This window comes from Psychroserpens sp. (assembly GCF_047633235.1).
Classification (GTDB): Bacteria; Bacteroidota; Bacteroidia; order Flavobacteriales; family Flavobacteriaceae; genus Psychroserpens.
The window spans coordinates 1-25,619 of the sequence record NZ_JBLIET010000002.1 but is presented as its reverse complement, the minus strand read 5'-3'; the positions used below and the strand labels follow the sequence as shown (position 1 = coordinate 25,619).

General features: G+C 34.1%; 23 protein-coding genes. 10 read left to right on the top strand and 13 right to left on the bottom strand.

Going from position 1 to position 25,619, the window contains the following annotated elements; all coding sequences use genetic code 11:
• Positions 1-27 precede the first annotated feature (27 nt).
• Both ACJAZK_RS00740 and ACJAZK_RS00735 read right to left on the bottom strand, forming a co-directional pair.
• Positions 28-1,701, bottom strand: a complete 1,674-nt coding sequence (locus ACJAZK_RS00740) for a DUF6029 family protein (RefSeq protein WP_415222123.1) — start codon at positions 1,699-1,701, stop codon at positions 28-30.
• A gap of 24 nt (positions 1,702-1,725) precedes the next feature.
• A complete protein-coding gene (locus ACJAZK_RS00735) occupies positions 1,726-2,211 on the bottom strand; it encodes a TlpA family protein disulfide reductase (protein ID WP_415222122.1) in 486 nt (161 codons plus the stop codon).
• A gap of 167 nt (positions 2,212-2,378) precedes the next feature.
• On the opposite strand from ACJAZK_RS00735, the gene ACJAZK_RS00730 reads away from it, so the two are divergent.
• Positions 2,379-3,686 carry an Omp28-related outer membrane protein gene (locus ACJAZK_RS00730; protein WP_415222121.1) on the top strand — a complete coding sequence of 436 codons (1,308 nt, stop codon included), beginning with the start codon at positions 2,379-2,381 and terminating at the stop codon, positions 3,684-3,686.
• A 703-nt stretch (positions 3,687-4,389) separates the two neighbouring features.
• Here ACJAZK_RS00730 and ACJAZK_RS00725 read toward each other — a convergent pair.
• Together ACJAZK_RS00725 and pruA are read right to left on the bottom strand one after the other, a co-directional pair.
• Positions 4,390-6,171, bottom strand: a complete 1,782-nt coding sequence (locus ACJAZK_RS00725) for a T9SS type A sorting domain-containing protein (RefSeq protein ID WP_415222120.1) — start codon at positions 6,169-6,171, stop codon at positions 4,390-4,392.
• Between the two features lie 143 nt (positions 6,172-6,314).
• A complete protein-coding gene (gene pruA / locus ACJAZK_RS00720; protein WP_415222119.1) occupies positions 6,315-7,940 on the bottom strand; it encodes an L-glutamate gamma-semialdehyde dehydrogenase in 1,626 nt (541 codons plus the stop codon).
• A 138-nt stretch (positions 7,941-8,078) separates the two neighbouring features.
• Here pruA and ACJAZK_RS00715 point away from each other — a divergent pair, with 138 nt between their 5' ends.
• Positions 8,079-9,089, top strand: coding sequence for a DUF6695 family protein (locus tag ACJAZK_RS00715; protein ID WP_415222118.1), 1,011 nt, complete (start codon positions 8,079-8,081; stop codon positions 9,087-9,089).
• A 75-nt stretch (positions 9,090-9,164) separates the two neighbouring features.
• Here the strand turns inward: ACJAZK_RS00715 and apaG are convergent, their stop codons facing one another.
• Positions 9,165-9,551: a Co2+/Mg2+ efflux protein ApaG gene (gene apaG, locus ACJAZK_RS00710; RefSeq protein ID WP_415222117.1), complete on the bottom strand. Its 387-nt coding sequence runs from the start codon at positions 9,549-9,551 to the stop codon at positions 9,165-9,167.
• A gap of 114 nt (positions 9,552-9,665) precedes the next feature.
• Positions 9,666-11,027, bottom strand: coding sequence for a pyridoxal phosphate-dependent decarboxylase family protein (locus ACJAZK_RS00705; protein WP_415222116.1), 1,362 nt, complete (start codon positions 11,025-11,027; stop codon positions 9,666-9,668).
• Positions 11,028-11,121: 94 nt separating this feature from the next.
• Between ACJAZK_RS00705 and ACJAZK_RS00700 the strand changes: the two genes are divergently transcribed.
• A complete protein-coding gene (locus tag ACJAZK_RS00700; RefSeq protein WP_415222115.1) occupies positions 11,122-11,643 on the top strand; it encodes a cysteine dioxygenase in 522 nt (173 codons plus the stop codon).
• Here ACJAZK_RS00700 and ACJAZK_RS00695 read toward each other — a convergent pair.
• A complete protein-coding gene (locus tag ACJAZK_RS00695; RefSeq protein ID WP_415222114.1) occupies positions 11,640-12,893 on the bottom strand; it encodes a DUF5103 domain-containing protein in 1,254 nt (417 codons plus the stop codon). The two genes, ACJAZK_RS00700 and ACJAZK_RS00695, sit on opposite strands and share 4 nt — an antisense overlap.
• A gap of 168 nt (positions 12,894-13,061) precedes the next feature.
• Here ACJAZK_RS00695 and ACJAZK_RS00690 point away from each other — a divergent pair, with 168 nt between their 5' ends.
• From ACJAZK_RS00690 to nqrF, 6 genes are all read left to right on the top strand, one after another.
• Complete coding sequence (locus ACJAZK_RS00690; protein ID WP_415222113.1) at positions 13,062-14,411, top strand: Na(+)-translocating NADH-quinone reductase subunit A; 1,350 nt, start codon at positions 13,062-13,064, stop codon at positions 14,409-14,411.
• 76 nt (positions 14,412-14,487) lie between these two features.
• On the top strand, positions 14,488-15,711 hold the full coding sequence (locus ACJAZK_RS00685; protein ID WP_028872482.1) for an NADH:ubiquinone reductase (Na(+)-transporting) subunit B: 1,224 nt from the start codon (positions 14,488-14,490) through the stop codon (positions 15,709-15,711).
• Between the two features lie 2 nt (positions 15,712-15,713).
• A complete protein-coding gene (locus tag ACJAZK_RS00680) occupies positions 15,714-16,514 on the top strand; it encodes a Na(+)-translocating NADH-quinone reductase subunit C (RefSeq protein ID WP_415222112.1) in 801 nt (266 codons plus the stop codon).
• 3 nt (positions 16,515-16,517) lie between these two features.
• A complete protein-coding gene (locus tag ACJAZK_RS00675) occupies positions 16,518-17,162 on the top strand; it encodes an NADH:ubiquinone reductase (Na(+)-transporting) subunit D (RefSeq protein WP_415222111.1) in 645 nt (214 codons plus the stop codon).
• Between the two features lie 83 nt (positions 17,163-17,245).
• The gene (nqrE, locus tag ACJAZK_RS00670; RefSeq protein WP_415222110.1) at positions 17,246-17,962 is read left to right on the top strand and encodes an NADH:ubiquinone reductase (Na(+)-transporting) subunit E; all 717 of its coding nucleotides are present in this window, start codon (positions 17,246-17,248) and stop codon (positions 17,960-17,962) included.
• Between the two features lie 4 nt (positions 17,963-17,966).
• Positions 17,967-19,277, top strand: a complete 1,311-nt coding sequence (gene nqrF, locus ACJAZK_RS00665) for an NADH:ubiquinone reductase (Na(+)-transporting) subunit F (protein WP_415222214.1) — start codon at positions 17,967-17,969, stop codon at positions 19,275-19,277.
• 126 nt (positions 19,278-19,403) lie between these two features.
• On the opposite strand, the gene ACJAZK_RS00660 is transcribed toward nqrF, so the two are convergent.
• The 3 genes from ACJAZK_RS00660 to ACJAZK_RS00650 all read right to left on the bottom strand — a co-directional run bounded on the left by ACJAZK_RS00660 (position 19,404) and on the right by ACJAZK_RS00650 (position 20,465).
• Positions 19,404-19,856, bottom strand: coding sequence for a Na(+)-translocating NADH-quinone reductase subunit F (locus ACJAZK_RS00660; RefSeq protein WP_415222109.1), 453 nt, complete (start codon positions 19,854-19,856; stop codon positions 19,404-19,406).
• 77 nt (positions 19,857-19,933) lie between these two features.
• Positions 19,934-20,065 carry a hypothetical protein gene (locus ACJAZK_RS00655; RefSeq protein ID WP_415222108.1) on the bottom strand — a complete coding sequence of 44 codons (132 nt, stop codon included), beginning with the start codon at positions 20,063-20,065 and terminating at the stop codon, positions 19,934-19,936.
• A 4-nt stretch (positions 20,066-20,069) separates the two neighbouring features.
• Positions 20,070-20,465 (bottom strand): cupin domain-containing protein, encoded by a 396-nt coding sequence (locus tag ACJAZK_RS00650; RefSeq protein ID WP_415222107.1) that lies wholly within the window; start codon positions 20,463-20,465, stop codon positions 20,070-20,072.
• Between the two features lie 703 nt (positions 20,466-21,168).
• Here ACJAZK_RS00650 and ACJAZK_RS00645 point away from each other — a divergent pair.
• Complete coding sequence (locus ACJAZK_RS00645) at positions 21,169-21,546, top strand: Na(+)-translocating NADH-quinone reductase subunit F (protein ID WP_415222106.1); 378 nt, start codon at positions 21,169-21,171, stop codon at positions 21,544-21,546.
• 27 nt (positions 21,547-21,573) lie between these two features.
• Here the strand turns inward: ACJAZK_RS00645 and ACJAZK_RS00640 are convergent, their stop codons facing one another.
• The 3 genes from ACJAZK_RS00640 to ACJAZK_RS00630 all read right to left on the bottom strand — a co-directional run.
• On the bottom strand, positions 21,574-23,442 hold the full coding sequence (locus ACJAZK_RS00640) for an OmpA family protein (RefSeq protein ID WP_415222105.1): 1,869 nt from the start codon (positions 23,440-23,442) through the stop codon (positions 21,574-21,576).
• Between the two features lie 10 nt (positions 23,443-23,452).
• Positions 23,453-24,391 (bottom strand): type IX secretion system membrane protein PorP/SprF, encoded by a 939-nt coding sequence (locus ACJAZK_RS00635; RefSeq protein ID WP_415222104.1) that lies wholly within the window; start codon positions 24,389-24,391, stop codon positions 23,453-23,455.
• 15 nt (positions 24,392-24,406) lie between these two features.
• Positions 24,407-25,619: gliding motility-associated C-terminal domain-containing protein (locus ACJAZK_RS00630; protein ID WP_415222103.1), on the bottom strand; the 1,213-nt coding region annotated here is incomplete at its 5' end.

Sequence of the window (25,619 nt, the reverse complement as noted above, 5' to 3'; positions counted from 1 at the left end):
CTTTTTTACGTTACTTGGTGTGCTCAGCTAGAATGATGTTGATACGCTAAGAGAGAACCCTGTGTTTTCTGGGACGAATCTACAAATACCACCAACGCAAACTAAACCACCACGTTGTCTTCCATAACTTGCCATTACCCGTGTTGCACCTTGTGTGTAGCTGCCACCTGCAGTATAATAATGTATCTGTCTATCTTCGTTCGGGTTGCCATAGTTCCATATGTCTGTAGCAAAGACGCTAATTCTCGGACTAAAATTATATTCGACTGTACCTCCAGCCCAATTTTTAGCACGTTCAGAGGTCTTATCGTCAGAAAACAGATGAGATAACTCTGCCCTTACAGACTTTCCGCTGCCTAGCCTGTGTGTTATCTCACCAATTATTGCAGTTGCATTAACTTCACCAATTCTGTCTTCAACAAAACGAGCATTATAATAGGTTTGAACTACAGAAAAAATAGAGGCCCACTTTGGGGACCATTTCTTTTTGATATCTAAACTAACTTCTTCAAAATATTTATCACCAAAACCAAACAAATCAGTGTCTTCGTAAGTTCTATTTGTAAGATCAAATTCTCCTTTAAGCCCAGACCAAGTGGCATAGTTAAATGCTAATTTAGTACCGTGCTTTCCGCCAAGAGTTGATCCTTTTTTAATGTTGTAGTAAATATCAACTTGACCTCCAATTTCTCCAGATTTAAATATTGGGTTAAATGATAATCTTGGTTGTGATTGATACACAAAGATATTTGTGAGACCATAATCATGTTGCTTTGTCAAAGCAGGAATAAAGTTGATAAAATTCTGGTTGAATACATTTGCAGATTGATCTCTTTGGGAGAAAAACGCCATGTTCTCCATACGTCTAAAGGTGGCATCAATTCCTAAACCTGATTGCGCATACCCAAAGTTGAAGAGTAAAGCGCTGCCGTCAAAGTATCTGTCGTTAATCGTGCTGCCAAGTTCTGCATACACATCTTCTCCCTTTTTAATATATTCAATAGAGGAATACATGTTTCCTTCGGAAAAATCTAAACGAGCAGAAAATGAGTTTGTGAGTGCTTTAAAATCTGGATTGTCTATATCTAAATCTTCTTCTCTTCCTACGTAGCTTAAACCTAGATTTAAATTAGTGTCTTCAAATTTCAGCAGAGGTGAAAGGTCTATTTCAGTATCAAAACCGTAAATAGTTCCGTCAGAAACCGAAAACCCATCACGTTGTCTTCCATACAGCGCTGATAATTCTATGGCATTTGTAGGTCTATATTTAATATTTGCGCCTCTTATCGAGTTGTTGATTCCTAATTGTCTGTCTTCCCATGAACGTAATATGAGTCCGCTTCCAAATTGTTCATAAAAGTTACCTAAGGTGAATTCAAGTTTTTCAGATTTATAGCCTATAGAAAATGTACCTAAGTTTGTACCTTGATATTTAGGATAAAAATTTAAAATAGAATTTGGCTCGTAAGACTCTAATTGCACATGAGCAAACCAGTTTTTATAGGTATAATTTAATCTTAGATAATTATTAGATCTGAAATGATCTTCTTCTTGAAAATCTCCAGTTTTGGGATCATCAACATAGTACTGAGAGTTGGATTCAATTCCTCCACTTAATCTACCATAGTCTTTTGGTTTGTCTTGGGCAAAGGCAAACAAGGGTGTGCATAGCAATATTGCTATTAATTTGTAGCGGTTCATTTGGTTGTAATTTATTAGTTAGATTTATTTTGAAAACTCTTTGATTTTTTCATACAATTCATCTTCAGCGCCAGGAGTATATCCTGAGTGTCTGTAAAGAATTTTGTTGTTTTTAACCAATAGAGTTAAGGGTATTGTAGGTGCATTAAGTTGTCTTTTAAGATCACTGTTAGTATCTAAAAGAATTTCATAGTCCCATCCTTTGCCACTAACTAACGGTTTTACACGTTTAACAGTTCTTGAGTCGTCAACAGATATAGCATATAGTTTAACGTTAGTCTCATCAATCCAATCATCATAAACTTCACTAATAGCATCTAATTCGTTTTTACAAGGAACGCACCAAGTTGCCCAAAGTGAAACAACAACTAATTGATCGTTTTTAGAAATATCTTCTAATTGAATACTTTGACCATCTAAACTTTTTATTTGCATACTTGGCAAAACATCTTGAGAAAAGGATAAACTTGTTATGAATAGCGTAAAAAGTAATATAATTAGGGTTTTCATGATTTTTGTTTTTTTGATAAATATATTAAACAAAGTTAATTTTTTTGGTAAATAACATTCATTTTTAATAGACTTTCTGTAAAGTCTATAGTAAATTGTTAAGGAAATCAAAAAAAATTTTTATCTTCGAAACTCTTAAAAATCAATATTAAACAATCTTAATTATTATGAAAATTAAAAATTTTACAAAAGTTTTTTTATTCGTTGCAATAGCTGCATTATTTTCTTGTAGCTCTTCCGAAGACAATGGTGATGGTAATGGCGGTGGTGGCGATGTATCTACTACTTCAATCTCATTAACGGCAAGCGGTTTATTTGTGGATTTTGGAACAGACGTTGATTTTACCGTTAAGACTAACGATGGAACAGATGTTACAGCTGATGCTACAATCTCAATTGATGGTACTGCAATTGCAGGAGCCTCTTATAATGCACCTCAAACAGGTGAGTACATTGTTACAGCGTCATACCAAGATGCGACAAGTTCACAGATTACAGTAAATGTGTTTCCAGTTATTGTGTCAATAGCCGTTGAATCTGCTAATACAACTTATAATATTGGTGAGAGAATAGAGTATCAAGTAATTGCTACAGATACTGATGGAAATTTAAATAATATTACTTCTGCCGCAGACGTATTTGTAGATGGTGCTGAATCATTTACTGGAAGTACTGTGATTCCTGGTGAAATAGGAACTATTGAAGCATATGCTACATTTAGCACACACACTTCAGGTGCTTATACTGTAATGGTTGAAGATAATGCAACTACTCCTAGTTCATTTCAAAGCAGAGCTTTAATTGAAGATTATACAGGTACATGGTGCGGGTATTGTCCAAGAGTTTCTTATGGAATAGAATTATCAAAAGAGGCATCAGACAATGTTGTTGCAGTTGCAATTCATAATGGAGATCCAATGTCAAATAGTTTTGGTTCTCAAATGGAGAATGCAGTAAATATTACTGGATTTCCAACAGCGTGGATTAATAGATCTGCTTTATGGGATTTCCCAGAGCCAAATAATGTTAGTCAAGTAACTGATCTTACTTCAGGTAGTAAATCAAACGGAATTGCAATTAATACAGCTATTAAAGATAATAACTTGTCTTTTGTTGTAAGTGTAGGATTTGGCGAAAATGTTGATGGAGCAAAATTAGTTGTCTTCTTATTAGAAAACGGATTAGTATATAATCAGACAAATTATACGACGTACTATGGTGGTGGGGCAACAATAAATGGTTTTGTTCATGATCACGTATTACGTCACTCATTTACAAGTGTGCTAGGTGATGCGATTCCTGCAGGAGAGGCAGTTGCTGGGGGTTCTTATAAAATGCATATGAATTATGCGATTCCTTCTAATTTAATGCAGAATGCATCGAATTCTGAAATAGTGGCAATATTGTTAGATTCTAATGGTCAAGTTATAAATGTAAGTAAAGCTAATGCTGGATCATTTGCAGGTTTTAACTAATCATATAATACATAATTTAAAAAAGGCTAGATATCAAATATCTAGCCTTTTTTTGTTCTAAACTCCTCACCATCCTTAACAATTAGGCCTTCAGAATTTAGACAATATTCTAAATTAATTTAATAATCTACTTTAGAAAGGCACAAAAAATAATATTTCAATACTAGTGGAAACAAGTGCTGAAAATGAACTTGGAACTAAAACAGAAAATTTTAAAACTCCTTTACTTAAATAATATCTTGTAGCATTTAAAAAAATAAGAACTACTAGTTGTTAAAAATGAAAACTCTCAAATTATTGAAACGTTATAGTTGTCATTTCTTCAATGTTAGTTTATTCAGGGTATACTAGAGTGTATATAAAAGTTGTAAGAATAGATACATAAAAGAGGAGTCTTGTTAGAAAATAGAGGTTTGAATGGACTATGTGGATAGTTAAAGAACGAATTTTTTAAGTATTAAAATTAACTATTGACAAAAAAGCTCTAGAGCAATTAGAGTTTATGAAGATTTGGGATTTCTTTCAACTCATAAAGGCATCGACATACATTTTGGTTTATTAATATTAAGAAATTTAGCCTGCAGTTGAAACTTATATTATTGAACTTTAAGTTAACTAACTTAAAGTTGCTTCAATACGTATGATGTAAAAAAAGGAGGCTAGATTATCTAGCCTCCTTTTTTTGTATCTAATTTGTGTTTATCTACTTCACAATAACTTTAGTTCTGTATTTAAAGTTATTTTTCGTTACGATATTAAGGATATATAATCCAGAATCTAAATTTAGTGGTATTGTTAATCGTCTATCTAAAGTTTGAATAGATTGATATACAGATTTACCAGTGATGTCAACTACTGAAATCATAGCATTGTCAAGAACTTTGTTACTAAGAATAGTTAAATCACTATCAATTGGGTTTTTCTGAATTTTAAGAGTGACAAAGTTTTCAAATTCAACGTTTGATAAGGTTTCTGGCATAATTTCACTTAATGCAAATGCCACATTTTGCTCTGTTAATTGTACGTGGTTCTCATTCTCATCTGGCATAGACCAATTTACAAATGGTGTCGTATTAGTGGTGTCACCCGAACTGTCAGGATCCCCTAAATTGATATCAAAAAACCAATCTATTTCATTGTTAGTAATCTCTAAAGCCATACCACTTATAGAGGGTATAAAACTAAACTTATCTAGCTGTAATGCTAATATGAAATTGTCAATTAATGGATCACCTCCCAAACCTTCTGTAAATCCTCCAAGATCAAAAAGACCACCAGATGCAGCATCTACACCATTTGAAAAACTAGGTGCTTGTGCGTTAATTTCAATATCGAAAATATCTATAAAGCCTAGAAAAACAACATTTATTTTACTTATTTGTGCAGTGGTATTAATTGCAGGTGTTAAATTGATTTGTATTGTCGCATTTGTTGATGGCCCTACATTGTTAAACGTATCATCAATAATAGTAAATCCAGGAGTTATATCAGTTCCCATTAAAGATTGATATGGTGCGCCAATACCACTCCCATTTATTATCGATACATTTCTTGTGTTTTGAGGATATCCAGTTGGTGTTAAGGCATTAATATTAGCATCAAAAACGAGTTTGTATGGATGCGGTTCTGGTAACAACTTTGTTGGATCAAAATTAACATCACTACCAGCTAATAAATGTGATTCAAAATGATCAACTAATAATTGTCTTGCTGCTGGAGATTTTAAAAGGCCATTGACAACAGGTTGCAAGGCTTCAACGTTTAACCCGTCACCGAGACCAAAGCCAAGGAAGTTAAATTGATGTTGAAACGCTAAGGGGACATTAGCTCCTAGGTGAGGCGAATCAAAAGAAATCCAAAGTCGTGTTTCATGATCTTGAGCATTATTTTCCATGTAATTTAAAGCAAAACGTGAAATTAATCCACCCATACTTGGACCGATAATGACCAGGTCTTCATCTCCAACTTTGTTTGTGTTAAGTGTGTTGATTAAATCTACAAGTAACATGGAGTTGCGCTCAATAAAATCTGCACCACCATTAACAAGAGTACTTCCTGGATAGTCTATTTCATCAATTACTAAATCGCCATTTACATCAGTAGCATCATCGATATTTAAAAGTGTATTAGCGGTGTCATCAAGTCTAAAATAAGAAGGGAAATTGAGTACAACGATGTCAAACCCTTCTGCTCTTACAAGATCTCCTAAATTTTGATTTCCTTCAGATCCTGTGAAATCTAATAAGTCATATAAACCAGAAATCGTTCTTGTGTCACCTGGATCAAACCCATCAATAAGAATTATAGGTTTATCTAGAATACCAGTATCTGTATCTAAAAACAGTTCATACTCACCTAAACCTGCAAATTCTGTAATACCACTATATCCAGATAAATCTGCCGCAATAGTTGATTCAAACTCAATAGTTTGAGATTGACCGAGTAAAGGAAGTGTTAATAGAAGTAAAATGTAATGTTTTTTCATTGTATATGAATTGAATTGATTTTGCCTCACAAGATACGACGTTTCAGTAAGTTAATTATGTGTTCCTAAAGTTTTAGGGTGAAAAGCAAAAAAAATCCTCAAACTGTTAAGTCTGAGGATTTATAAGTAGTATTAAGTTTTAATTAACCTAAAAATGGATAACGATACTCCGTAGGTGTTACAAATGTTTCTTTAATCATTCTTGGTGAGACCCAACGTAATAAGTTAAGAACACTTCCTGCTTTGTCATTTGTTCCAGATGCTCTTGCTCCTCCAAATGGTTGTTGACCAACAACTGCTCCAGTAGGTTTGTCGTTAATATAGAAGTTTCCTGCGCAGTTTTGTAACACATTTGTAGCTTCCTGTATTGCATATCTATCACTTGATAAAATAGCACCAGTTAAGGCATACTCACTAGTTTCATCCACAAGTTTCAATGTTTCAGAAAAATCATTTTCATCATAAACGAATATCGTCATTACAGGACCAAATAACTCTGTATACATGGTTGTGTATTTTGGATTAGTGGTCACTATCACTGTAGGCTCTATGAAGTAACCTTTACTTTTATCATAGTTACCACCTACAATAATTTCAGCATCAGTATCCGTCTTAGCTTGGTCGATAAATTTTGCTAGTTTATCAAAAGAGCCTTCATGAATTACTGCAGTAATAAAGTTGTTGGTGTCTTCTGGAGAACCCATTTTAAAAGATTTCACATCTTTAATAACACGTTCCTTTACAGTCTCCCACATATTTGAAGGGACATAAGCTCTTGAAGCAGCACTACATTTTTGACCTTGAAACTCAAATGCACCTCTAGAAATAGCGGTTGCTACTTGTATTGGGTTGGCACTTTTATGAGCAACAATAAAATCTTTACCACCAGTTTCTCCTACAATTCTTGGATATGTTTTATAATTATGAATGTTATTCCCGATTTTTTTCCAGAGCTCTTTAAAGATAAACGTAGATCCGGTGAAGTGTAATCCAGAAAAATCTGGACTATCCATAACCGTATCTGTGATCATTTCTGGATCACCAAAGACAACATTAATAACACCAGCAGGAACACCAGCTTCTCTAAAAACATCCATTATGATTTTTGCCGAAAATATCTGGCTATCACTAGGTTTCCATACCACAACGTTACCCATCATCGCCATACAAGCAGGAAGATTTCCAGCAATTGCAGTAAAATTAAACGGTGTTACCGCGTATACAAACCCTTCTAATGGACGATATTCTAATCTGTTCCAAGCCTCACTTGTACTATCTGGTTGTTCATGATAAATATCTGTCATGAACTGTACATTAAATCTTAAGAAATCTATCAATTCACATGCAGCATCAATTTCTGCTTGATGAACTGTTTTAGATTGTGCAATCATTGTAGCTGCATTTATTTTTGCTCTATAAGGTCCCGCGATTAATTCGGCAGCTTTTAAGAAAATACCAGCACGTTGTTCCCAAGGTAATTGAGACCATTCTTTTCTAGCTTCTAAAGCTGTAGCAATGGCATCATCTATATTAGATTTTTCTGCTAAATGATAGGTTCCAACAATATGTTGATGATCATGAGGTGCAGACATGGTTTTTGTGTTTCCTGTCGTTACATCCTTCCCGTTGATGTACATGGGTACATCGATAGTTTCATTAAACATCTTTTTGTATGCCTGTAAAACGTCGTCGCGTTCAGGAGACCCTGGAGCATACGATTTAACAGGCTCATTTATAGCTACTGGTACGTTGAAAAATCCTTTTCCCATCTTAATATGTATTTTTAATTTGGTTATTATTTTGTAACTGTAAAGTTACAATTTTTTGACGACTAACGAATTTCAAAGTATTAAAACAAGGTTAAAATAACCGCTAATTTTTTGTAAGTTGCTACCTTAATTATTACCATGAACGACGGAATAATCATAATCCTCGCCTATCCAGAAACCATTGTCTCACACGCAGAAGAATGGTACTCAAAGTTTTTAAGTTTTTTTTTCATCGGAAATAGAAAACACGTAAGAGCTGGTCATGCGGCTTTGGTTTTAGTTAATAAGTCAACAGGTGTTTTAGAATATTATGATTTTGGTAGGTACATTACTCCTTCTCCTAATGGAAGGGTTCGTGGTAAAGAGACCGACTTTGAATTGAGTTTTCCGATTACCGCAGAAATAAAGGATAATAGAATTGTAAACTTAGACGAGATCTTGAAGTTCTTAGCAACACATCCAAAATTAACACATGGTAACGGAAATATGTATGCTTCGGTTTGTGATGTCATAAATTATCAAAAAGCGAGAGCTTATATCGAATCGATACAAAATCAGGGATTTATAAGGTATGCAGCTTTTGTGAAAAACGCTAGTAATTGTGCCCGTTTTGTTACAGATGTTTTGATTACTAGCGTTACAAATTCGTCTATAAAATCTAAACTTATAAAATCTAAAGGTTTTACGCCTAGTACAGTTGGTAATGTCGTCATTGCTGATACTGGGAATTATGTTTATATAGTATCTGATATTGGCAAAATCTCAAAGTTTAACTCTACAGTTAGTAGACTGAATAGACAGATGTTTCTAGATACTCTTAAAGGTCATGACCGAGGTTTGACTGGGAATCTAGAACCATTGCACAACCATGTTAAAGGTGATCATGCACAGTGGCTTGGTGGTATTGGAATTGGAGCCTGGTTTGAAGTTCATAATATAGATTCTAAAATCGAATACAGATTTCGACGAATTTCACCTGACGGACATGTGCATTGCGACGGGATCTATAAACTTACTTCACAAGGTTTTGATTATAATTCAAACTATACATTATTACATTATTCTAACTGCAAATCTTTTCACATTAAGCAAAACGAAACAACTTACAGATTTGAGTACCTGAAAAATTTTGACTTGGACAGAGAGTAGCGCTTATAAATGATGGCCAAACGAAAGACTAGAAAGAAAGATTATTGGAAAACAATTGGTTTTTTACTGAATACTTTAATTGAGTGCAAAAGGAGCACTTAATTTAAATGACGGTATAGTTACCTTGAATTTTTTAGAATCTGTAAAATTAATCATATTGTAATGACCATGCATAGCACCAAAGGGAGAGGTGAGTAAGCATCCAGAATTATAGGCATGAGATTCACCAGGTTTTAAAACTGGTTTTTTACCAATGACACCTTCTCCATCAACAATTTCATCATTATTAAGGGCATCTAAAATTCTCCAATGCCTTGAGTTTAATTGAACAGAATCTTTACTTTGGTTCTCAATAGTTACTTTATAACCAAACGCAAAATGCACCTTATAATTTTTATAAAATGTACCCTCGAAAGATGTTTCGACAGAGATTTTGATTCCGCATGTAACTTGTTGTACCATTAAATTGTTAAAATAATTTACAAAAATAGGTTAATTTCTACATTAATTTCCACACTTTTTTAGAATTAAGCAAATTTTTAACACTTTAAGGAGGTGCCTTTCCGATTAATTGAATTATAAATCGGTTGAACTCGTGAATTTTTCGATTGTTTTAAAGAAATGCATAATATCTTTTTCTTGTAAGAGGCTATTAATAGTTACCATTCTCACAAATTCTTGATTTTTAAAATTTCCGAAGCCAACCATAAGTTGCGAATCTTCATATAGTGCTGTGCATAATGTATGTGCAGGAATATCTTTGTAATTAAAACATATGGATATCGAGTCGTCAAAGCTATATAAAGTGTAATCTGGATGCTGATTGATATAGTCTCTGGCTATTTGAGCAAGATTGAATTGATGGTCAATAATCGTTTTTAATCCGTTACTTCCAACAGATTTCCATAAGGTCCAAAATTTTAAAGCATCATTTCTACGACCACATTGCAAAGAGGTTTTTCCTAAATTAAAGTCGTCGTCATCTGTTTGGTATAGATATTCTGCATCATTAGAAAACGATTGGTTTAAATGCTTTTTATCTTTTGCTACTATAATTGAACAGCTTAAAGGTGTGCCAAGCATTTTGTGAGCATTGACACTAAAAGAATTAGTGTGTTCAATACCTTTTACTAAATGCTTATACTCATCGCTAAAAATAACGGCACCACAATAGGCGCCATCTAAATGAAGCCATACATCATGTTTTTTGCAAATTTTACTAAGGCGTTCTACATCATCAAAAGCGCCTAAAACTGTTGTTCCTGCTGTAGCATTTACAAAAAAGGGTTGGTAGCCTTGTTCAATATCTTTAGAGATTTGCTGGTCTAGATCTGCGGCCAACATTTCGCCCTTATCATTCGTTTTTACCCGTCTTACTTGATCTCTTCCAACACCAATAAATGAGGCGTTTTTAGCGATGGAATAATGCGAAGCTTCCGAAGTATAAAGCGTCATTTTATTTGAAACTCCTGCTGTTCTCGCCGAAGGATTATATTTGTCTCTAGCCATTAATACAGCCATATAATTACTCATTGATCCTCCAGGTGCAAACGTGCCATCTGCAGAATCTGGGTATCCAATCATGTCACAAATGGTTTTGAGTATAGTTTTCTCAATCCCAACTTGTGGTCCTGCAACTTTGTAGGTGTACATACTATTATTTAACATCACTGCTAATAAATCACCAAGTGTAGCTCTATCAATTCGACCTCCAAATAATTGGTTGTAAAAGGAGGTAGAAGCGGTTTTAGGTGTGCTTTTTATAATTCCCTTCAATGTATTTATAAAATCTGCGTCAATAGTTGGCTTGTCATTTAAGCTGAGGTCTAATGTTTTGTAGAGTTTAGAAGTGTCAATAGGTGTGGCAACAGGATTGTTTTTCTCTTCGGAAATGAGATATTCTACGAGCTCAGTAAATAACTTTAGGTCTTTATGCATGTGTTAAGTTGATTCTTTAATTTTGACTTTTGTAAATTTATCCCTATTTTATCGAACATATTACTAAAAAATCCTTAAATCTTAAAAACGCATCTTGGAAACTCCTAAAAACATTCAAAAACTTGTAGACCTTTTAGCTAATAACTCAAATGAAGAGTATAATGCAGTACTCAATGATTTTGATTTTAGTACTATAGATTTTAAACCTTACCAAAGTTGGTCCAGTAAAAAATACACCCGTAATTGCCTGTATAAGGATTTAAATTTTGAGCTCATATTATTGTGTTGGGAGCATGGTCAAGAAACTCCAATTCACGGTCATGATGGAGAGGATTGTTGGGTTTACTTGTTGGAAGGGGAGATGAAAGAAGTGTTTTTTAACATGGACGACAATGATAACTTAATTGCAGATGATTCTCAAACTGTAGAGACCGATCAAGTGACATTTATGGATGATAGTCAAGGGTTTCACAAGTTGAAAAATGGTCATGATGGGAGATCTATGAGCTTACACCTTTACGCTAAACCCATAGAGAATTGTAAATCTTATGATGAAAAGTCACAGCGGTTTGTAAAAAGATCTCTAAATTTTGATACCAACAGCGATAAGTATTAGTTGGATATGTTTACCGAAGTCGCTTCACCATATCCAATGAGTTTATCAAAACGAGCCCCTAAGTCTCTGTAATACACTAATACTTTATAATTATTTTCTGTTTGCCAAAAATCACCACTAATTTTACCTTCGTCTAAATTGCCTTTACTATCAACAATAACATACTTGTAATTATAAAATCCTTGTTTGAGTTTCATAATAGACTCATAGTTTCCGCTTTCAGAGTTAAATATAAGTTGGTTGCTTTTTTCTAGAGCATAATTATTATAGTTTCCATAAATATAAATTTTACTACCATCTGTCAATTTAGGATGTAAAAGAGAAAAATGAATATTTGTATAATCGGCTTCGATATCTACGTTGTCTCGATCTATTGCGGTTATTTTAAAATTTCCATTAATGTCAGGGTTATAAGTGTACGGTCTATCAAACCTCGGGATGTCGGTAAACAAATAACCATGATAAATGTCTTTTAAATCAATAAACTGAATACCAATATTAGCTGCTCTAACATCTTTATTTTCAAAAAACCTAAACTCGTTACTTCCCCAAAACGATGTTTCGTTGAGGTATCTGTAGATGAGTTCTTTTCCAATAATATATTGTGGTTTTACATTTTTTATAGCAGTATTGAGATTATTATTCTGAATGATCACTGTTTTAATCGTTTCCATTGGATTATTTAAATTGAGGCTACCCGAATTAATGATAATATCAACCGTTTGCTTTTCGTCAATAAAACGGACATCTCGTTTGCGCTTTATTTCTACTCCTACGCCAACTTCTTCTTTGTAGATCATGAATTTTCGTGTGAACATAAGTTCCTCATTTTCATCAAAAATAGAAATCAAATAATTGCCTGTTTTTGTTAAAGCTCTTGTTTGTCTATTAGGAATAGGTAGTTTGTAATGTGAATACAGTTGAAAGGCATTGAATGAATTTTGATAATCTACAATTCTAAAATTATCAAATCCCTCCATATATTCCATTTTCACCAAGTTTGATTCGGTCCAATCATAATTATAATGTTCGATAACATAGTAGAAATCTGGCTCATTAGCAGTTAGGACATCAAATTCTAGATAAAAGGCTTCACCAAGCCTCAAAATAGGAAGTTGACCTTGTGGTGAGCTTCTACTTTTAAAGGTGATGGTTTTGATGTGTTCTGGAGGGTTGATTTCTTCGACTTGTGAAAATCCTTGAAAAGCAAATAATACTAGTAATAAGTGAATGGAAAACGTTTTAGTCATCGTATTTTTGTTTATAACTGTAAAGATAAACAAAATCTGTGCCTTAAAATTATGGAGCTTATTTAGAATCGTTAAAAATAATAAACTTAAAATCTAGGGCTATTATATTACTCAATAAATTCGTAAATTTGCACGGATTTTTAGTCAACTAATTTCAATATAAAGCGTATGTCAAAAGACATTAAGATTAAAAAAGGTCTGGATATAAAACTTGTAGGTGAAGCTGATAAAACAGTTGAGCAGGCCATTATAAGTAATTTCTGCACAATACGGCCTGAGGATTTTCATAGTGTTATTCCAAAACTTGTGGCAAAAGAAGGAGCTACTTTACAAGCAGGCGATGTTATTTTTTATAATAAGTCAAATGAAGATGTGAAGTTTGTGTCTCCAGTTTCTGGTACAATCGTAGAGGTGCAAAGAGGACCAAAACGTCGCATAGATGCTGTTAAGATTCAAGCAGATAAAACTCAGTCTTTCAAAGATTTTGGCATATTCGATATGACTTCTGATGCCGCAACAACCAAGGCACATTTATTAGCCTCAGGATGTTGGGTTTTTATCAAGCAAAGACCTTATGATGTGATTGCAAATCCAGAGAAATTACCTAAGGCGATTTTTATTTCTGGATATTCTACTGCACCATTAGCTGCAGATTTAGATTTTGTGCTTGCAGGAAAAGAAGAGGTGTTACAAGCAGCAGTATCTGCTTTATCGAAATTAACTGAAGGTCAAGTTCATATTGGTGTTGGGTCGAGTAACTCACCATTAGCCAATATGAAAGATGCTACGGTTCACAAAATATCTGGTCCACATCCAGCTGGAAATGTTGGTACACATATTAATAAATTAGATCCCGTTAACAAAGGAGAAACGGTTTGGACGGTGAATGCACAAGATCTTGTGATTATTGGAGAATTGTTACTTACTGGGAAATTTAATGCTGAGCGTTTAGTTGCGCTTGCAGGTTCTTCTGTAAAAAAGCCAAGATACTTTAAAACGGTAATTGGTAGTGAAATAGCTACAATGATTTATGATAATGGCGTGGATAAAGAGGGTAATGATCGTATTATCTCTGGGAATGTGCTGTCAGGAAAGCAATTGAATCCAGATGGAAGCTTAGGTTTTTATGATAACTTGATTTCTGTCATTCCTGAAGGTGATGATTATGAATTTTTTGGCTGGAACAAACCCATATTTAATAAAATTTCGACGTCGAGAGCCTTAACATTTTCTTGGTTAAATCCTAAGAAAAAGTATGAGTTGAATACTAATACAAATGGTGAACATCGTGCTTTTGTAATTACAGGATCTTATGAGCAAGTATTTCCATTGGATATATTTCCAATGCAAATTTTAAAAGCTTGTAAATATGAAGATTTAGATGAAATGGAAGCTCTTGGAATGTACGAAGTTGCACCAGAGGATTTTGCATTAACAGAATTTATTTGTGTGTCTAAACAACCACATCAAGATATCATTAGAAAAGGATTAGACTTAATGCTTAAAGAAATTGGATAATTATTAAATTTTCTTTAAAAAATGAAAAATAGCAAAAGACTATTCGTTTTTCAAAGTAAAATGAAACACATAAAAGATGAGTTTAAAAAGTAACTTACATACCCTAAAGGAAAAATATAAAGGAACTAAGATGGCGCCTGCGTTTAACGCATTACATACCTTTTTATATTTACCAAACGAGACCACTCATAATGGAACTCATATCAAAGCTGCCGATGATTTAAAGCGCACAATGAACATTGTCATTATGGCCTTGTTACCTTGTTTGGTCTTTGGTATGTACAACGCGGGCTACCAACATTATGTAGCTTTAGGTGAAATTGAAAGATCGACTGGTTTTTTAGCATCTACATTTTGGACGATGGATAACTTAATTGTCGGTATGTGGCAAGTATTACCGTTGGTAATTGTATCTTATGGAGTTGGTCTAGCTGTTGAGTTTTTATTCGCAGTAATCAAAGGCCACGAGGTAGAAGAAGGATACTTAGTAACGGGTATGCTAGTACCATTAATTGTTCCTGTTGATATTCCGTTATGGATGTTAGCTGTAGCCGTAGTATTCGGTGTAGTTATTGGTAAAGAGGTGTTTGGAGGTACAGGAATGAATATTCTAAATCCTGCATTAACCATTAGAGCTTTTTTATTCTTTGCTTACCCAACATGGATGTCTGGAGATAAAGTTTGGGTTCACGGTGCGGTTGAACGTGATCAAATGATCGCAAACGGTTCCAATTTAGATGCTATTTCAGGGGAAACAATATTGGGGAGTTATGCACAGAGTAATATGGTAGACTTTAGTTTTTTAGATATGTTTTGGGGATTAATTCCTGGTTCTGTTGGAGAGACCTCAAAGTTCTTAATTATTATAGGTGCACTATTCTTAATCTTTACTAAAATAGGAAGTTGGAGAATTATTGCATCGACATTGATTGGAGCGCTTACAATGGGATTAATTTTTAACGGAGTTGTTTCTGCAGAATGGATTGGAGAAACAAGCAAATTCTACGGATTAATGAATGTACCATTCTGGCAACATTTAATTATTGGTAGTATTTTATTTGGAGCAGTATACATGGCAACAGATCCAGTAACGGCCTCTCAAACAAATAAAGGAAAATGGATTTACGGGTTCTTAATTGGTTTCATATCCATTATGATTCGTGTATTTAATCCTGCATATCCAGAAGGCGTATTCTTGGCAATCTTGTTAATGAATGTATTCGCACCTACAATTGACCACTATGTGGTTCAGGGAAATGTAAAGCGTCGTATGAGACGTTTAAAACTTAAAACTGCGTAACTATGGAAAAAAGAACAGATAAAAACGGATACACAATAATCTTTGCCATAATTATGGTAGTGGTTGTTGGGTCTTTATTAGCTTTTACAGCATCGTCTCTAAAACCAAATATAGCAGAAAACGAACGTATTGAGAAGCAACAAAATATTTTGTATGCTTTAGGTGTCAATGACAACCAGGGTGATGGTGATATTACATTTGTATCTACGAAAGAAGTTGCAGCGTTGTTTAAGACAAAAGTTTCAGAGCAATTAGTGTTGGAGTCTAAGGATGGTAAAATTATTAAAACAATGACCAGACAAGAATTTATGGATGCTAATAATGGTAAAGAACCTTACTTAATTGATGTCAAAAAACAACAGGCGAATGCAAAAGCCGGAGAATCTCGTTTGTTACCTTTATTTGTCGGACAATCAAAAGATGGAGAAACACAATATGTAGCTCCAATTAGAGGTAAAGGTCTTTGGGATGCTATCTGGGGCTTCATCGCTTTAGATAGTGATATGATTGTAAGAGGAGCCTTTTTTGATCATGCAGCAGAAACACCTGGATTAGGTGCCAACATCAAGCAACGGTACTTTATGGATGATTTTGAAGGTGAACACTTATTGTCAGAGTCTGGAGCATTTAAAGGTATTAAAGTGGCAAAAGGTAATGCAGATCCTAAAAATAATGATAAAACAGATTATGAGGTAGACGCGTTAGCAGGAGCAACTATTACTGGTGATGGTGTGTCGGCAATGATAAAAGCAGATCTTAAATTATATATGCCTTATTTTCAAAACCTAAAAACAGCGAACTAAATTATGGGACTACTTTCAAAAAAAGACGCTAAGTTAATAACAGATCCGTTAGCAGATAATAATCCAATTACCATTCAAGTACTCGGTATTTGTTCGGCATTAGCTATTACAGCAGAGCTAAAAGCATCCTTAGTAATGGCAATAGCAGTACTCTTTGTAATGGGTGTTGGTAACGTCGTTATTTCGTTGATTCGTAATATTATACCATCAAAAATTAGAATTATTGTACAGCTTATTGTAGTTGCTTCTTTAGTGATTATTGTAGATCAAGTACTTAAAGCTTATGCTTATGAGTTGAGTAAAACACTCTCTGTGTTCGTTGGACTAATTATAACAAACTGTATCATTATGGGACGTTTTGAGGCTTTTGCCCTCGGAAATGGGCCTTGGAGAGCATTCCTTGACGGAATTGGAAACGCTGTAGGATATGGTGTGATTTTGATTATTGTTGGATTCTTTAGAGAACTATTAGGATCTGGTACGTTATTCGGAATTCCAGTTCTTGGTGATGCCATTGAAAAGACAGGCGTGTATTCAACAGGTTATGAAAACAACGGATTCATGTTAATGCCACCAATGGCTTTAATCATTGTGGGGTTATTGATTTGGGTACAACGTAGTAGAAATAAAGATTTAATAGAAGACTAAAAGAGGTATTAAGTTTCTTGTATTCGGTTTGATGTTTGACTTAAATCAAAAATAAGGAAGCAAAATATTAAAAATAAAAGACAATGATACAACACATCGAATTATTTTTCAAGGCTATTTTTATCGATAATATGGTATTTGCAGTATTTTTAGGGATGTGCTCATACTTAGCAGTATCTAAAAAAGTCGCTACAGCAGTAGGTTTAGGAGCAGCGGTTATTTTTGTTTTAGCTGTTACAGTGCCTTTAAACTGGCTTTTGGATCAATATCTTTTGCAACCAGGAGCCTTAATATGGTTAGGTCCTGAATATGCAGATTATGATTTAGGTTTTTTATCGTTTATCATGTTTATTGCTACCATAGCAACCATGGTGCAATTAGTAGAAATTGTAGTTGAAAAATTCTCGCCTTCACTCTACAACTCACTTGGGATCTTTTTACCACTTATCGCAGTAAACTGTGCTATTTTGGGTGGCTCTTTATTCATGCAATCTAAAGAAATAGAAACTTTAGGATTAGCATTAAATTATGGAATATCTTCTGGTATTGGATGGTTTTTAGCAATTTTAGCAATAGCAGCCATTCGTGAGAAAATCAGATATTCTAATGTGCCAGGACCTTTAAGAGGTTTAGGAATTACATTTATCATTACAGGTTTAATGGGTATTGGTTTTTTGAGCTTTGGAGGTATGTTAACAGGTGGAGATGAAGAAATAGTTGAAGAGGAGCAAACAGTTGACGTTCAACAAACAACTGAAGATAATAAAGAGTTAGCTAATAATACTAAAACAATTGAATAGTATGATGTTTTTAGAAGCAGGAACAATAGGAACAGTAGTGGCAACGGTAGCAGCGTTTTTAGTAATCTCGCTAATACTTATAAGTGTATTATTATTTGTGAAACAAAAACTATCACCATCTGGTCCAGTAACGATCACAATTAATGGTGAGCGTGAGATTCAAGTCGCATCAGGTAGTACGTTATTAACGACCTTGAGTGCAGAAAAAATATTTTTACCATCAGCTTGTGGTGGTGGTGGTACATGTGTTCAATGCGAATGTCACGTCCTTGAGGGAGGTGGAGAAGCTTTACCTACAGAGACGCCTCACTTTAGTAGAAAAGAATTAGCAAATGGAGCACGTTTATCTTGCCAAGTGAAAGTTAAACAGAATATGGAAATTACAATTCCGGAAGAAGTCTTCGGAATTAAAAAATGGGAAGCTACTGTGGTTTCAAATTATAATGTGGCGACGTTTATTAAGGAATTTGTTGTTGAAATTCCTGAAGATATGAACTACAAAGCTGGAGGATATATTCAAATTGAAATCCCTGAATGTGAAATAAAGTACTCAGATATGGAGGTTGAAGCACATCCAGATGATCATCCAGGTGAGCCAGATAAGTTTAAAGCGGATTGGGAGAAATTTGGTTTATGGCCTTTAGTTATGAAAAACAACGAAACGATTGAGAGAGCTTATTCTATGGCTTCTTTTCCGGCTGAAGGACGTAAAATAATGCTTAATGTACGTATTGCAACGCCTCCTTTTGATCGGGCGAAAGGCGGTTGGATGGATGTGAATCCTGGTATTGCATCGTCTTATATATTTGATCAAAAGATTGGAGATAAAGTAACAATTTCGGGTCCTTATGGAGAATTCTTTATCAATGAGTCTGAAAGTGAAATGTTGTACGTAGGTGGTGGTGCAGGTATGGCTCCAATGCGTTCACATTTATATGAATTATTTAGAACCTTAAAGACAGGACGTAAAGTAACGTATTGGTATGGAGGACGATCTAAAGCCGAGTTATTTTATATTCATTATTTTAGAGCATTAGAGAAAGATTTTCCAAACTTTAAATTCTATATGGCACTCTCTGAGCCTATGGAACAAGACAACTGGAAAGTAAAAGAAGATCTTGATGCGCCTGGAGACGGTTTTGTTGGATTCATTCACAATTGTGTAATTGATAATTATTTGTCTAAACATGAAGCTCCAGAAGATATAGAGTTATATTTCTGTGGACCTCCATTAATGAACCAAGCGGTTCAAAAAATGGGAGAAGATTTCGGTATCGCCGATGAGCACATTAGATTCGATGATTTTGGAGGCTAAAATTACTTTGAAAACAGTAATGTCATAGTCGATATTTTAAAAATTAAAATACAAAACCAGCTCCTTAAGAGTTGGTTTTTTGTGTTTAACAAAGTGATTAAAGAGTAGGAATACTAATGTAAAGTATTAATAGATTAGGGTGTACTTTGGTTGGTCGTTTTTGACCTCAAATAGTTTGGTGTAATCCATAACATTTGTCACATTATCTAATCGACACAATAAGGTAATAACTGCGCAGAGGCCATTAAATAATAATTCTTTGTCTTGCGGATTTTCTGGTCTTTTATGATATCGTTTAAATGGTAATTGGTAACCACATGCGCTAAGAAAAGTAGCTTCAACGTGTAATAATTCTTGAGGTGTATAGCCGTTAAAACGCCTATTTAGCATCTGGTGTACATTTCCGAGGTAATTCAGTCGTAGAGACCCATGATCGTCAGAGAGGTGCTGCCAAGAATCTGTGCGGTCTAATATATTACCTACGGCACAACTTTTACAGCATTCTGGATGTAGTTCGTTATTATGATAAGCGAGATAGAGTTTTTTAATGGCTTCATCTAGTCGTTGAGGCGTTTTCATAGTATCACTTGTTAAAGTTTCTACAAAAGATACAAAAAAACAAAAGTGAATACAAAACTTTAACAGTGTATTACCCGCTAGAGATCATCTAAGTCTCGTTGATCTTCTTTGGTTTCTTTTTTCATCTTAATGTAACCCGTCACTAATTGCACTCCCAATCTTGCAAAAAGTATAATGGTAATTACCATTACGATATTAAATCCGTCCATAATATTATTTATATTCCATGATTAAAAATACAGCAGTACTATCGCCAATATTAAGTACTTCGTGCGTATAAATTTTATCTTTACTAAAACTATAACCAGTTGGGACAGTAACCTCTCGGGTTCCTGTAGTATCTTTTATTCTGAATTTACTTCCAGCAAGTGTATAGCCAAAGTGCGGATTGTGATAATGTTTCTCATGACCAATATTAGGAGCAAATGTGCATTTTAAAACTCTTAGGCTCTCGTTGTCATCTATAACTTCGCAAACAGCTTCATTATTCCAGCCAGCTTCTAAAGGGTCTGGTAAGCTACTTCGGTTTTCACATTGTAGCAGTATTAATGACAGAAAACAAATAAATGTTACTGAGTTTTGGGCTTTAAAGGGAAGTTTAATGCGCATTTATTTGGGATTTCTTTGTGTCGTTCAAGGTAATGATTTTTGGGCTAAATAAAGGGACTCACCTATTTAGCTTTTTACGAGTTGTGATTGCTATAAGTACAGCATCAAAATATTTTCAAAGCGCTTTACCACCTTTTATGAGACGTAATACTAATTATGACGTTGCTATCTCTGACATTTTATTGATAGTCTATTCATTAATTTATTATGCAATCAAAATCCTAGTCATTACAATATTGATTTTGCCAATATCATAGCGCAGCTACTTTTTATATGCTTATTTTGGAAATGAGCAGTTGATGAATAGGTATAAAAAGGTTAACCTTATTTTCCGTCTTTGTTTAAATCGTCTTGTATCTATTGATCCAATTTGTGAAGAAGCTGGGTCATCTCTTTGTGAGCCGCCGCAATTCCTGTATTGTTCATTACTGAAAGTTTTAGTCCATTTCTAAATTCGTTTTTCTTTAGGAATTGGTTCAATTCAGGGATTACTGTAGCGGTATGTATTTGTGATGGGTAGCCTTTATGTGTAGTTTCAAGGTAATACGCCAGTTTAAAGTGTTCATTTGGTTAAAAATCTTGAAGATTCTTTAATCTCTCCATGGTATACACTCAAAAATAATGCTGTTATTCCTGTGTCCAATTACACATTTAGTGATGCAGAATTTGTAAGATTTAAATAGCAAGTTTGTATCTTTACCAGATGAGTAAAGTATTGACATTACAAGAACTTCATAACTTGGCGATGAACCATGTTGGAAAAGATTTAGAAAATCGTGGTTTTGAGTTTGTAGCTATTAATAGTAAGTTGAAAAAGCATCCTCAATTTGTATGTATAGACAAAAATAGTCAGTATTTTTTTGTTATTGTTAGAGCTGTTTTGTTACCCGATAACCCTAATAATTACGATGTGGTTTGGATGGAAACCTTCAAAAATCACGCGTTTGACAAGGATGCTAAAGTATTATATGCTGGAGTGGGATTAGGTAACCCAAATGGAGAGGATTTACCAGTGTATTTAAATGAAGAATACCTTATTGAGTATAACGGTATTCAATTTTTAGAAATACCTTTAAATTAGTGTCTTTGGTAGGCGTGGACGACTTTATTATTTAAGGATAATAAACTCGCAACGCCTATTAATAGAGTGCTCTACCTCAGAGCAATTGTCATCGCAGTCTACCAAAGGTTGGGTTTCTCCAAAGCCCTTAGATTTTAAACGTACGTTATCAACGCCTCTTGTGGCGATATAATTTAATGTCGATTTAGCACGATTGTTAGAAAGCACTAAGTTATAACTATCACTGCTTCTAGAGTCTGTGTGAGCTCCTAGTTGTACTTCCATTCTAGGATATTTTTTTAGAAGATTAACTAGAATGTCGAGTGTTTTTGCTGCTTTTGGTTTGATAGCCCATTCATCTAAATCAAAGTAGATATTTTCCAATTCTATATAAATGTAACCATCAGTTTTGGTGACTACAATATCTTCGGCATCGTCATAAGATTCAATTTCAAGTTCTATATCAAATTCAATTTTGCCTTCCTCATTGGTGTTGAGGTCCTCAAGAGTAGGGATATAAAAACTTCTATATCCTTCAATTTTATAGGCTTTGTTTGGTTCGGTTTCAAATTTATATTTAGCGTCATCTCCAACGATTATTTGCTTTACAATATTTCCTTCTTCATTAAATAAGGTTACCAAAGATCCTGGTAAAATCTCTTTTGAGTTTTTATCGCGTACTTCTCCTTCTAGGAAGTACGTTTTAACGTTTGGCTCTCTGGTAAACGCGTATAAACGATCTTTTCCATCTCTATTAGACGAGAAAAATCCTTCTTGAATAGAATCTTGCAATACGAAACCAAAATCGTCCATGCCAGAGTTTATAGTATGTCCCAGATTTAAAGCTTCTTCAAACTGTGCGTCTTTATAAGTAGAAAGATATAAATCTAAACCGCCTAAACCCTTGTGTCCATTAGATGCAAAATAGAGTGTTTCTTCATTTGTAATAAAAGGAAATTGCTCTCTATGTTTAGTGTTTATTGTGCCTCCTAAATTAATTGGATTACTATAATTTTCACCTGTGATATCTACATAATAAATATCAAAGGATCCTGTAGTGCTTGGCATATCACTTGAGAAATATAATTTAGTGTTGTCTTTATTTAATGTGGGATGTTGAGTAGAGTAAAAGTCACTTGAAAAAGGCATTACAGTTATGTTTGTCCATGCGCTATCAATCAATTCGGCACGATAGAGTTTAACAACGGCAATTTTTTCGTCACCAATTTTGACACGTTTTTTATTAGTTCTAGAAAAGTACATTATTTGTCCGTCGCTACTAAATGTCGCATTACTTTCGTGTGTTTTACTGTTTATATCTTCGGAAAAAGGCTCTACGTTTTCAAGGTTTTTATCTTCAGAAACCGAAGCTTTATACAAATCTAAATAGGGGTTTTCATTCCACGCATATTTAGGATTATCTGAATTTCGTAAGGATGCAAAAACAACTTTATCCTTAAAGTAAGTAATTCCAAAATCACCAATATTAGAACCGCTTTTTATTTGATTTACCGCATAGTTATAGGGTGTTAACGAGGTTAACTCCTCTATTAATTGAGGAGTATTTTCGGGAAGGTTAGAGTAATCACTCATTATGCTATCTCCAGTGTCATAATCTTCAATGCCTTTTAAAGCGTTTGCATATCTAAAATAAATCTCTAAATCTAGACTGTCCTTATAATTCTCAAATAATTTTTTATAAGCATCATTTGCTTTTTTCATTTGAAAATTAAAATAATAAGAATCTCCAAGTTTCTCAAGTGATTCTTGAGTATCCTCTAACTGTCTGTATAGTTCTGCTGCTTCAACATAAGCTTTATTGTCAAATAGTTTATTTGCTCGTTTTAAACTTTTCTTTTGTCCAAAGCTTAAACTGCAAACACATAAAAGATATATAAGAATATAATTTTTGTTCATAATTAAGTGTTTAGAAAAATCGTGGTGATTTATCGTATCCGTTTCCTAGTTTTCCAATATCAAAGAGTAGAATAATTTCATGTGACCCAGTATTAAAGTTGCCAAGATTAGAGAGGGTGTAATCATAAGCATAACCAATGCGCAACGAGTCAATAATCCTAAAGTTGACTAATCCACTTACAGAATCATCAAAACGATAACCAACACCTATTTCAAAAACATCATTTATTAAGACATTAGTTGTTAAATCTAAAGATAGTGGCGAGCCAGAAACTGCTTTTGCCATCATGGCTGGTTTTAGTTTTATTTTTTCGTTTATATTGTACACATATCCTGCAGTAAAAAACAGATGCGTTTCTTCTTTTCTTGACGTTACAATTCCACTATCATTATCTAGATGTTCTGATTCTAATAGATTAGGAGCAGAAAAACCTAAATAAAACTGTTTTCCGAAGTAAAAAGCACCGACTCCTATATTAGGATAGGTTTTACTCAGATTATTGGCAAATGCAGGATCAGGTAAATTATCAGAATAGACAAATCCATTAAAGTTAGTACTAAAAAATGTAGCACCAGCCTTTACCCCAAAAGAGAGTTTTGTATTTTCACTGAGTGGAATAGCGTAAGCAAAATCAGCAAATAAATTTGTTTCTTTAACGACGTCTCCAATTTGATCGTGAACTGCAGAAATCCCACCTTCCATTTTGTTACCCAATGAGGTGTGAGCAAAAAAGCTACTTGTAGTTGGTCCTCCAACAGATCCAACCCATTGTGCACGGTGTAAAAGTCCTAGATTTATGAGGTCTGGATCATCTGTAGCGTACCCAGGATTAATAACACTCATATTATACATATAGTGCGTATATTGAGCATCTTGTTGGGAATATCCAAGTACACCTACAAAAAGTAGGATGATTTTTATGCTATATGTTATGAGTTTCTTAGTCATAATATTTTCAAATTACTACCTGCTTAAATAGACTCTCCCTTGGATTGGGTTTTTATTGTTTTCGTCATTAAATTCTAACACAAAGAAGTACACGCCAACTGGTAGTAAAGATTCTCCTAGAGTTAGACCTTTTTTAGAAGTACCGTCCCAGTCAGAGGTATTTATATCTCCTTTATATAAAATATTTCCGTAGCGATTATAAATTTCTAGAGTAAAACCAGGATATAAGTCTCTTAAATTTTCAATTGTAAATTCATCGTTTATGGAATCATTATTAGGTGAAAATCCATCTGGGATTACAATCTCTTCAGGACAGTCTTCAAGTAGTACCGTGATTTCTAATCTGTTTATGCTTTCACAACCATTATCTGTTAAAGCAGATGCGTAATATGTTTCACCATCTACTAATGTATCAATATTAGAATAACTATTACCATTAATAGGAGCGTCAAACCACGTAATGTCATCTGTACTTGTTATATTATTTGATAAATTTTCTATTGTTGGTTCATCTTGAGTACAAAAGATATTTCCATTTTGAATAATTTGAGGCGTAACACTATCAAAAATTATAAAGTCAGAAGTGGTAATTGCAGATACGTCAGCGCTACATATTGAGTCTATTGATATAATTGAAGCTATAGTTACAGTTGTTAATCCAGGAGTTGTTAGCAGATTGGCAGGTATATTAAAAATAGAGATTCCATTAGTAATATTAATTGTTATCGCGTTGTCAGATTGATTTGCTCCCGATAGATTATAAGTCAAAATAAATGACCCATCAGGTAAAAGAGTGGCATTTGAAATGGAGATATCAATTGAAAGTCCTAAACAGATATCTTCGGAAGAAATTTCTAAACCAGTTGTGTTTGGATTTATCTCTATTGTTACAGATACTGCGGAAGTATCTGTTTGGTTGCAGGCGATTGGACCTGTAACCGTATACGTGTAAATACCAGCGATATCTAGATTAGGATCAAAAATCCCAGTTCCACTGGCGGTTGTAGGACTCCATGTGCCGCCTAAGTCAGGCGTACCACCTAAATAATTAAATAAATCTTGAGTGCCATCATCGCTACAAATTATAGCGTTGCTTTCTTCTCCAGCATTTGGAGTTGGAACAAAAGTCACAGTAACTGTAGCCGATGCATCATCACAAGGTGGCGTTCCAATTAAAGTGTACGTATAAACGCCTTCGGAATCAACAGTAGGATCAAAAAGTCCGGTT

Coding starts and splice junctions, on each gene's coding strand:
- ACJAZK_RS00735 (WP_415222122.1), bottom strand. CDS start 2,211: ATGAAAACCCTAATTATATTACTTTTTACGCTATTCATAACAAGTTTA.
- ACJAZK_RS00690 (WP_415222113.1), top strand. CDS start 13,062: ATGTCAAAAGACATTAAGATTAAAAAAGGTCTGGATATAAAACTTGTA.
- ACJAZK_RS00680 (WP_415222112.1), top strand. CDS start 15,714: ATGGAAAAAAGAACAGATAAAAACGGATACACAATAATCTTTGCCATA.
- ACJAZK_RS00645 (WP_415222106.1), top strand. CDS start 21,169: ATGAGTAAAGTATTGACATTACAAGAACTTCATAACTTGGCGATGAAC.
- ACJAZK_RS00675 (WP_415222111.1), top strand. CDS start 16,518: ATGGGACTACTTTCAAAAAAAGACGCTAAGTTAATAACAGATCCGTTA.
- ACJAZK_RS00725 (WP_415222120.1), bottom strand. CDS start 6,171: ATGAAAAAACATTACATTTTACTTCTATTAACACTTCCTTTACTCGGT.
- ACJAZK_RS00650 (WP_415222107.1), bottom strand. CDS start 20,465: ATGCGCATTAAACTTCCCTTTAAAGCCCAAAACTCAGTAACATTTATT.
- pruA (WP_415222119.1), bottom strand. CDS start 7,940: ATGGGAAAAGGATTTTTCAACGTACCAGTAGCTATAAATGAGCCTGTT.
- ACJAZK_RS00715 (WP_415222118.1), top strand. CDS start 8,079: ATGAACGACGGAATAATCATAATCCTCGCCTATCCAGAAACCATTGTC.
- ACJAZK_RS00660 (WP_415222109.1), bottom strand. CDS start 19,856: ATGAAAACGCCTCAACGACTAGATGAAGCCATTAAAAAACTCTATCTC.
- ACJAZK_RS00695 (WP_415222114.1), bottom strand. CDS start 12,893: ATGACTAAAACGTTTTCCATTCACTTATTACTAGTATTATTTGCTTTT.
- nqrF (WP_415222214.1), top strand. CDS start 17,967: ATGTTTTTAGAAGCAGGAACAATAGGAACAGTAGTGGCAACGGTAGCA.
- ACJAZK_RS00730 (WP_415222121.1), top strand. CDS start 2,379: ATGAAAATTAAAAATTTTACAAAAGTTTTTTTATTCGTTGCAATAGCT.
- ACJAZK_RS00635 (WP_415222104.1), bottom strand. CDS start 24,391: ATGACTAAGAAACTCATAACATATAGCATAAAAATCATCCTACTTTTT.
- ACJAZK_RS00640 (WP_415222105.1), bottom strand. CDS start 23,442: ATGAACAAAAATTATATTCTTATATATCTTTTATGTGTTTGCAGTTTA.
- ACJAZK_RS00655 (WP_415222108.1), bottom strand. CDS start 20,065: ATGGACGGATTTAATATCGTAATGGTAATTACCATTATACTTTTTGCA.
- ACJAZK_RS00705 (WP_415222116.1), bottom strand. CDS start 11,027: ATGCATAAAGACCTAAAGTTATTTACTGAGCTCGTAGAATATCTCATT.
- apaG (WP_415222117.1), bottom strand. CDS start 9,551: ATGGTACAACAAGTTACATGCGGAATCAAAATCTCTGTCGAAACATCT.
- nqrE (WP_415222110.1), top strand. CDS start 17,246: ATGATACAACACATCGAATTATTTTTCAAGGCTATTTTTATCGATAAT.
- ACJAZK_RS00740 (WP_415222123.1), bottom strand. CDS start 1,701: ATGAACCGCTACAAATTAATAGCAATATTGCTATGCACACCCTTGTTT.
- ACJAZK_RS00685 (WP_028872482.1), top strand. CDS start 14,488: ATGAGTTTAAAAAGTAACTTACATACCCTAAAGGAAAAATATAAAGGA.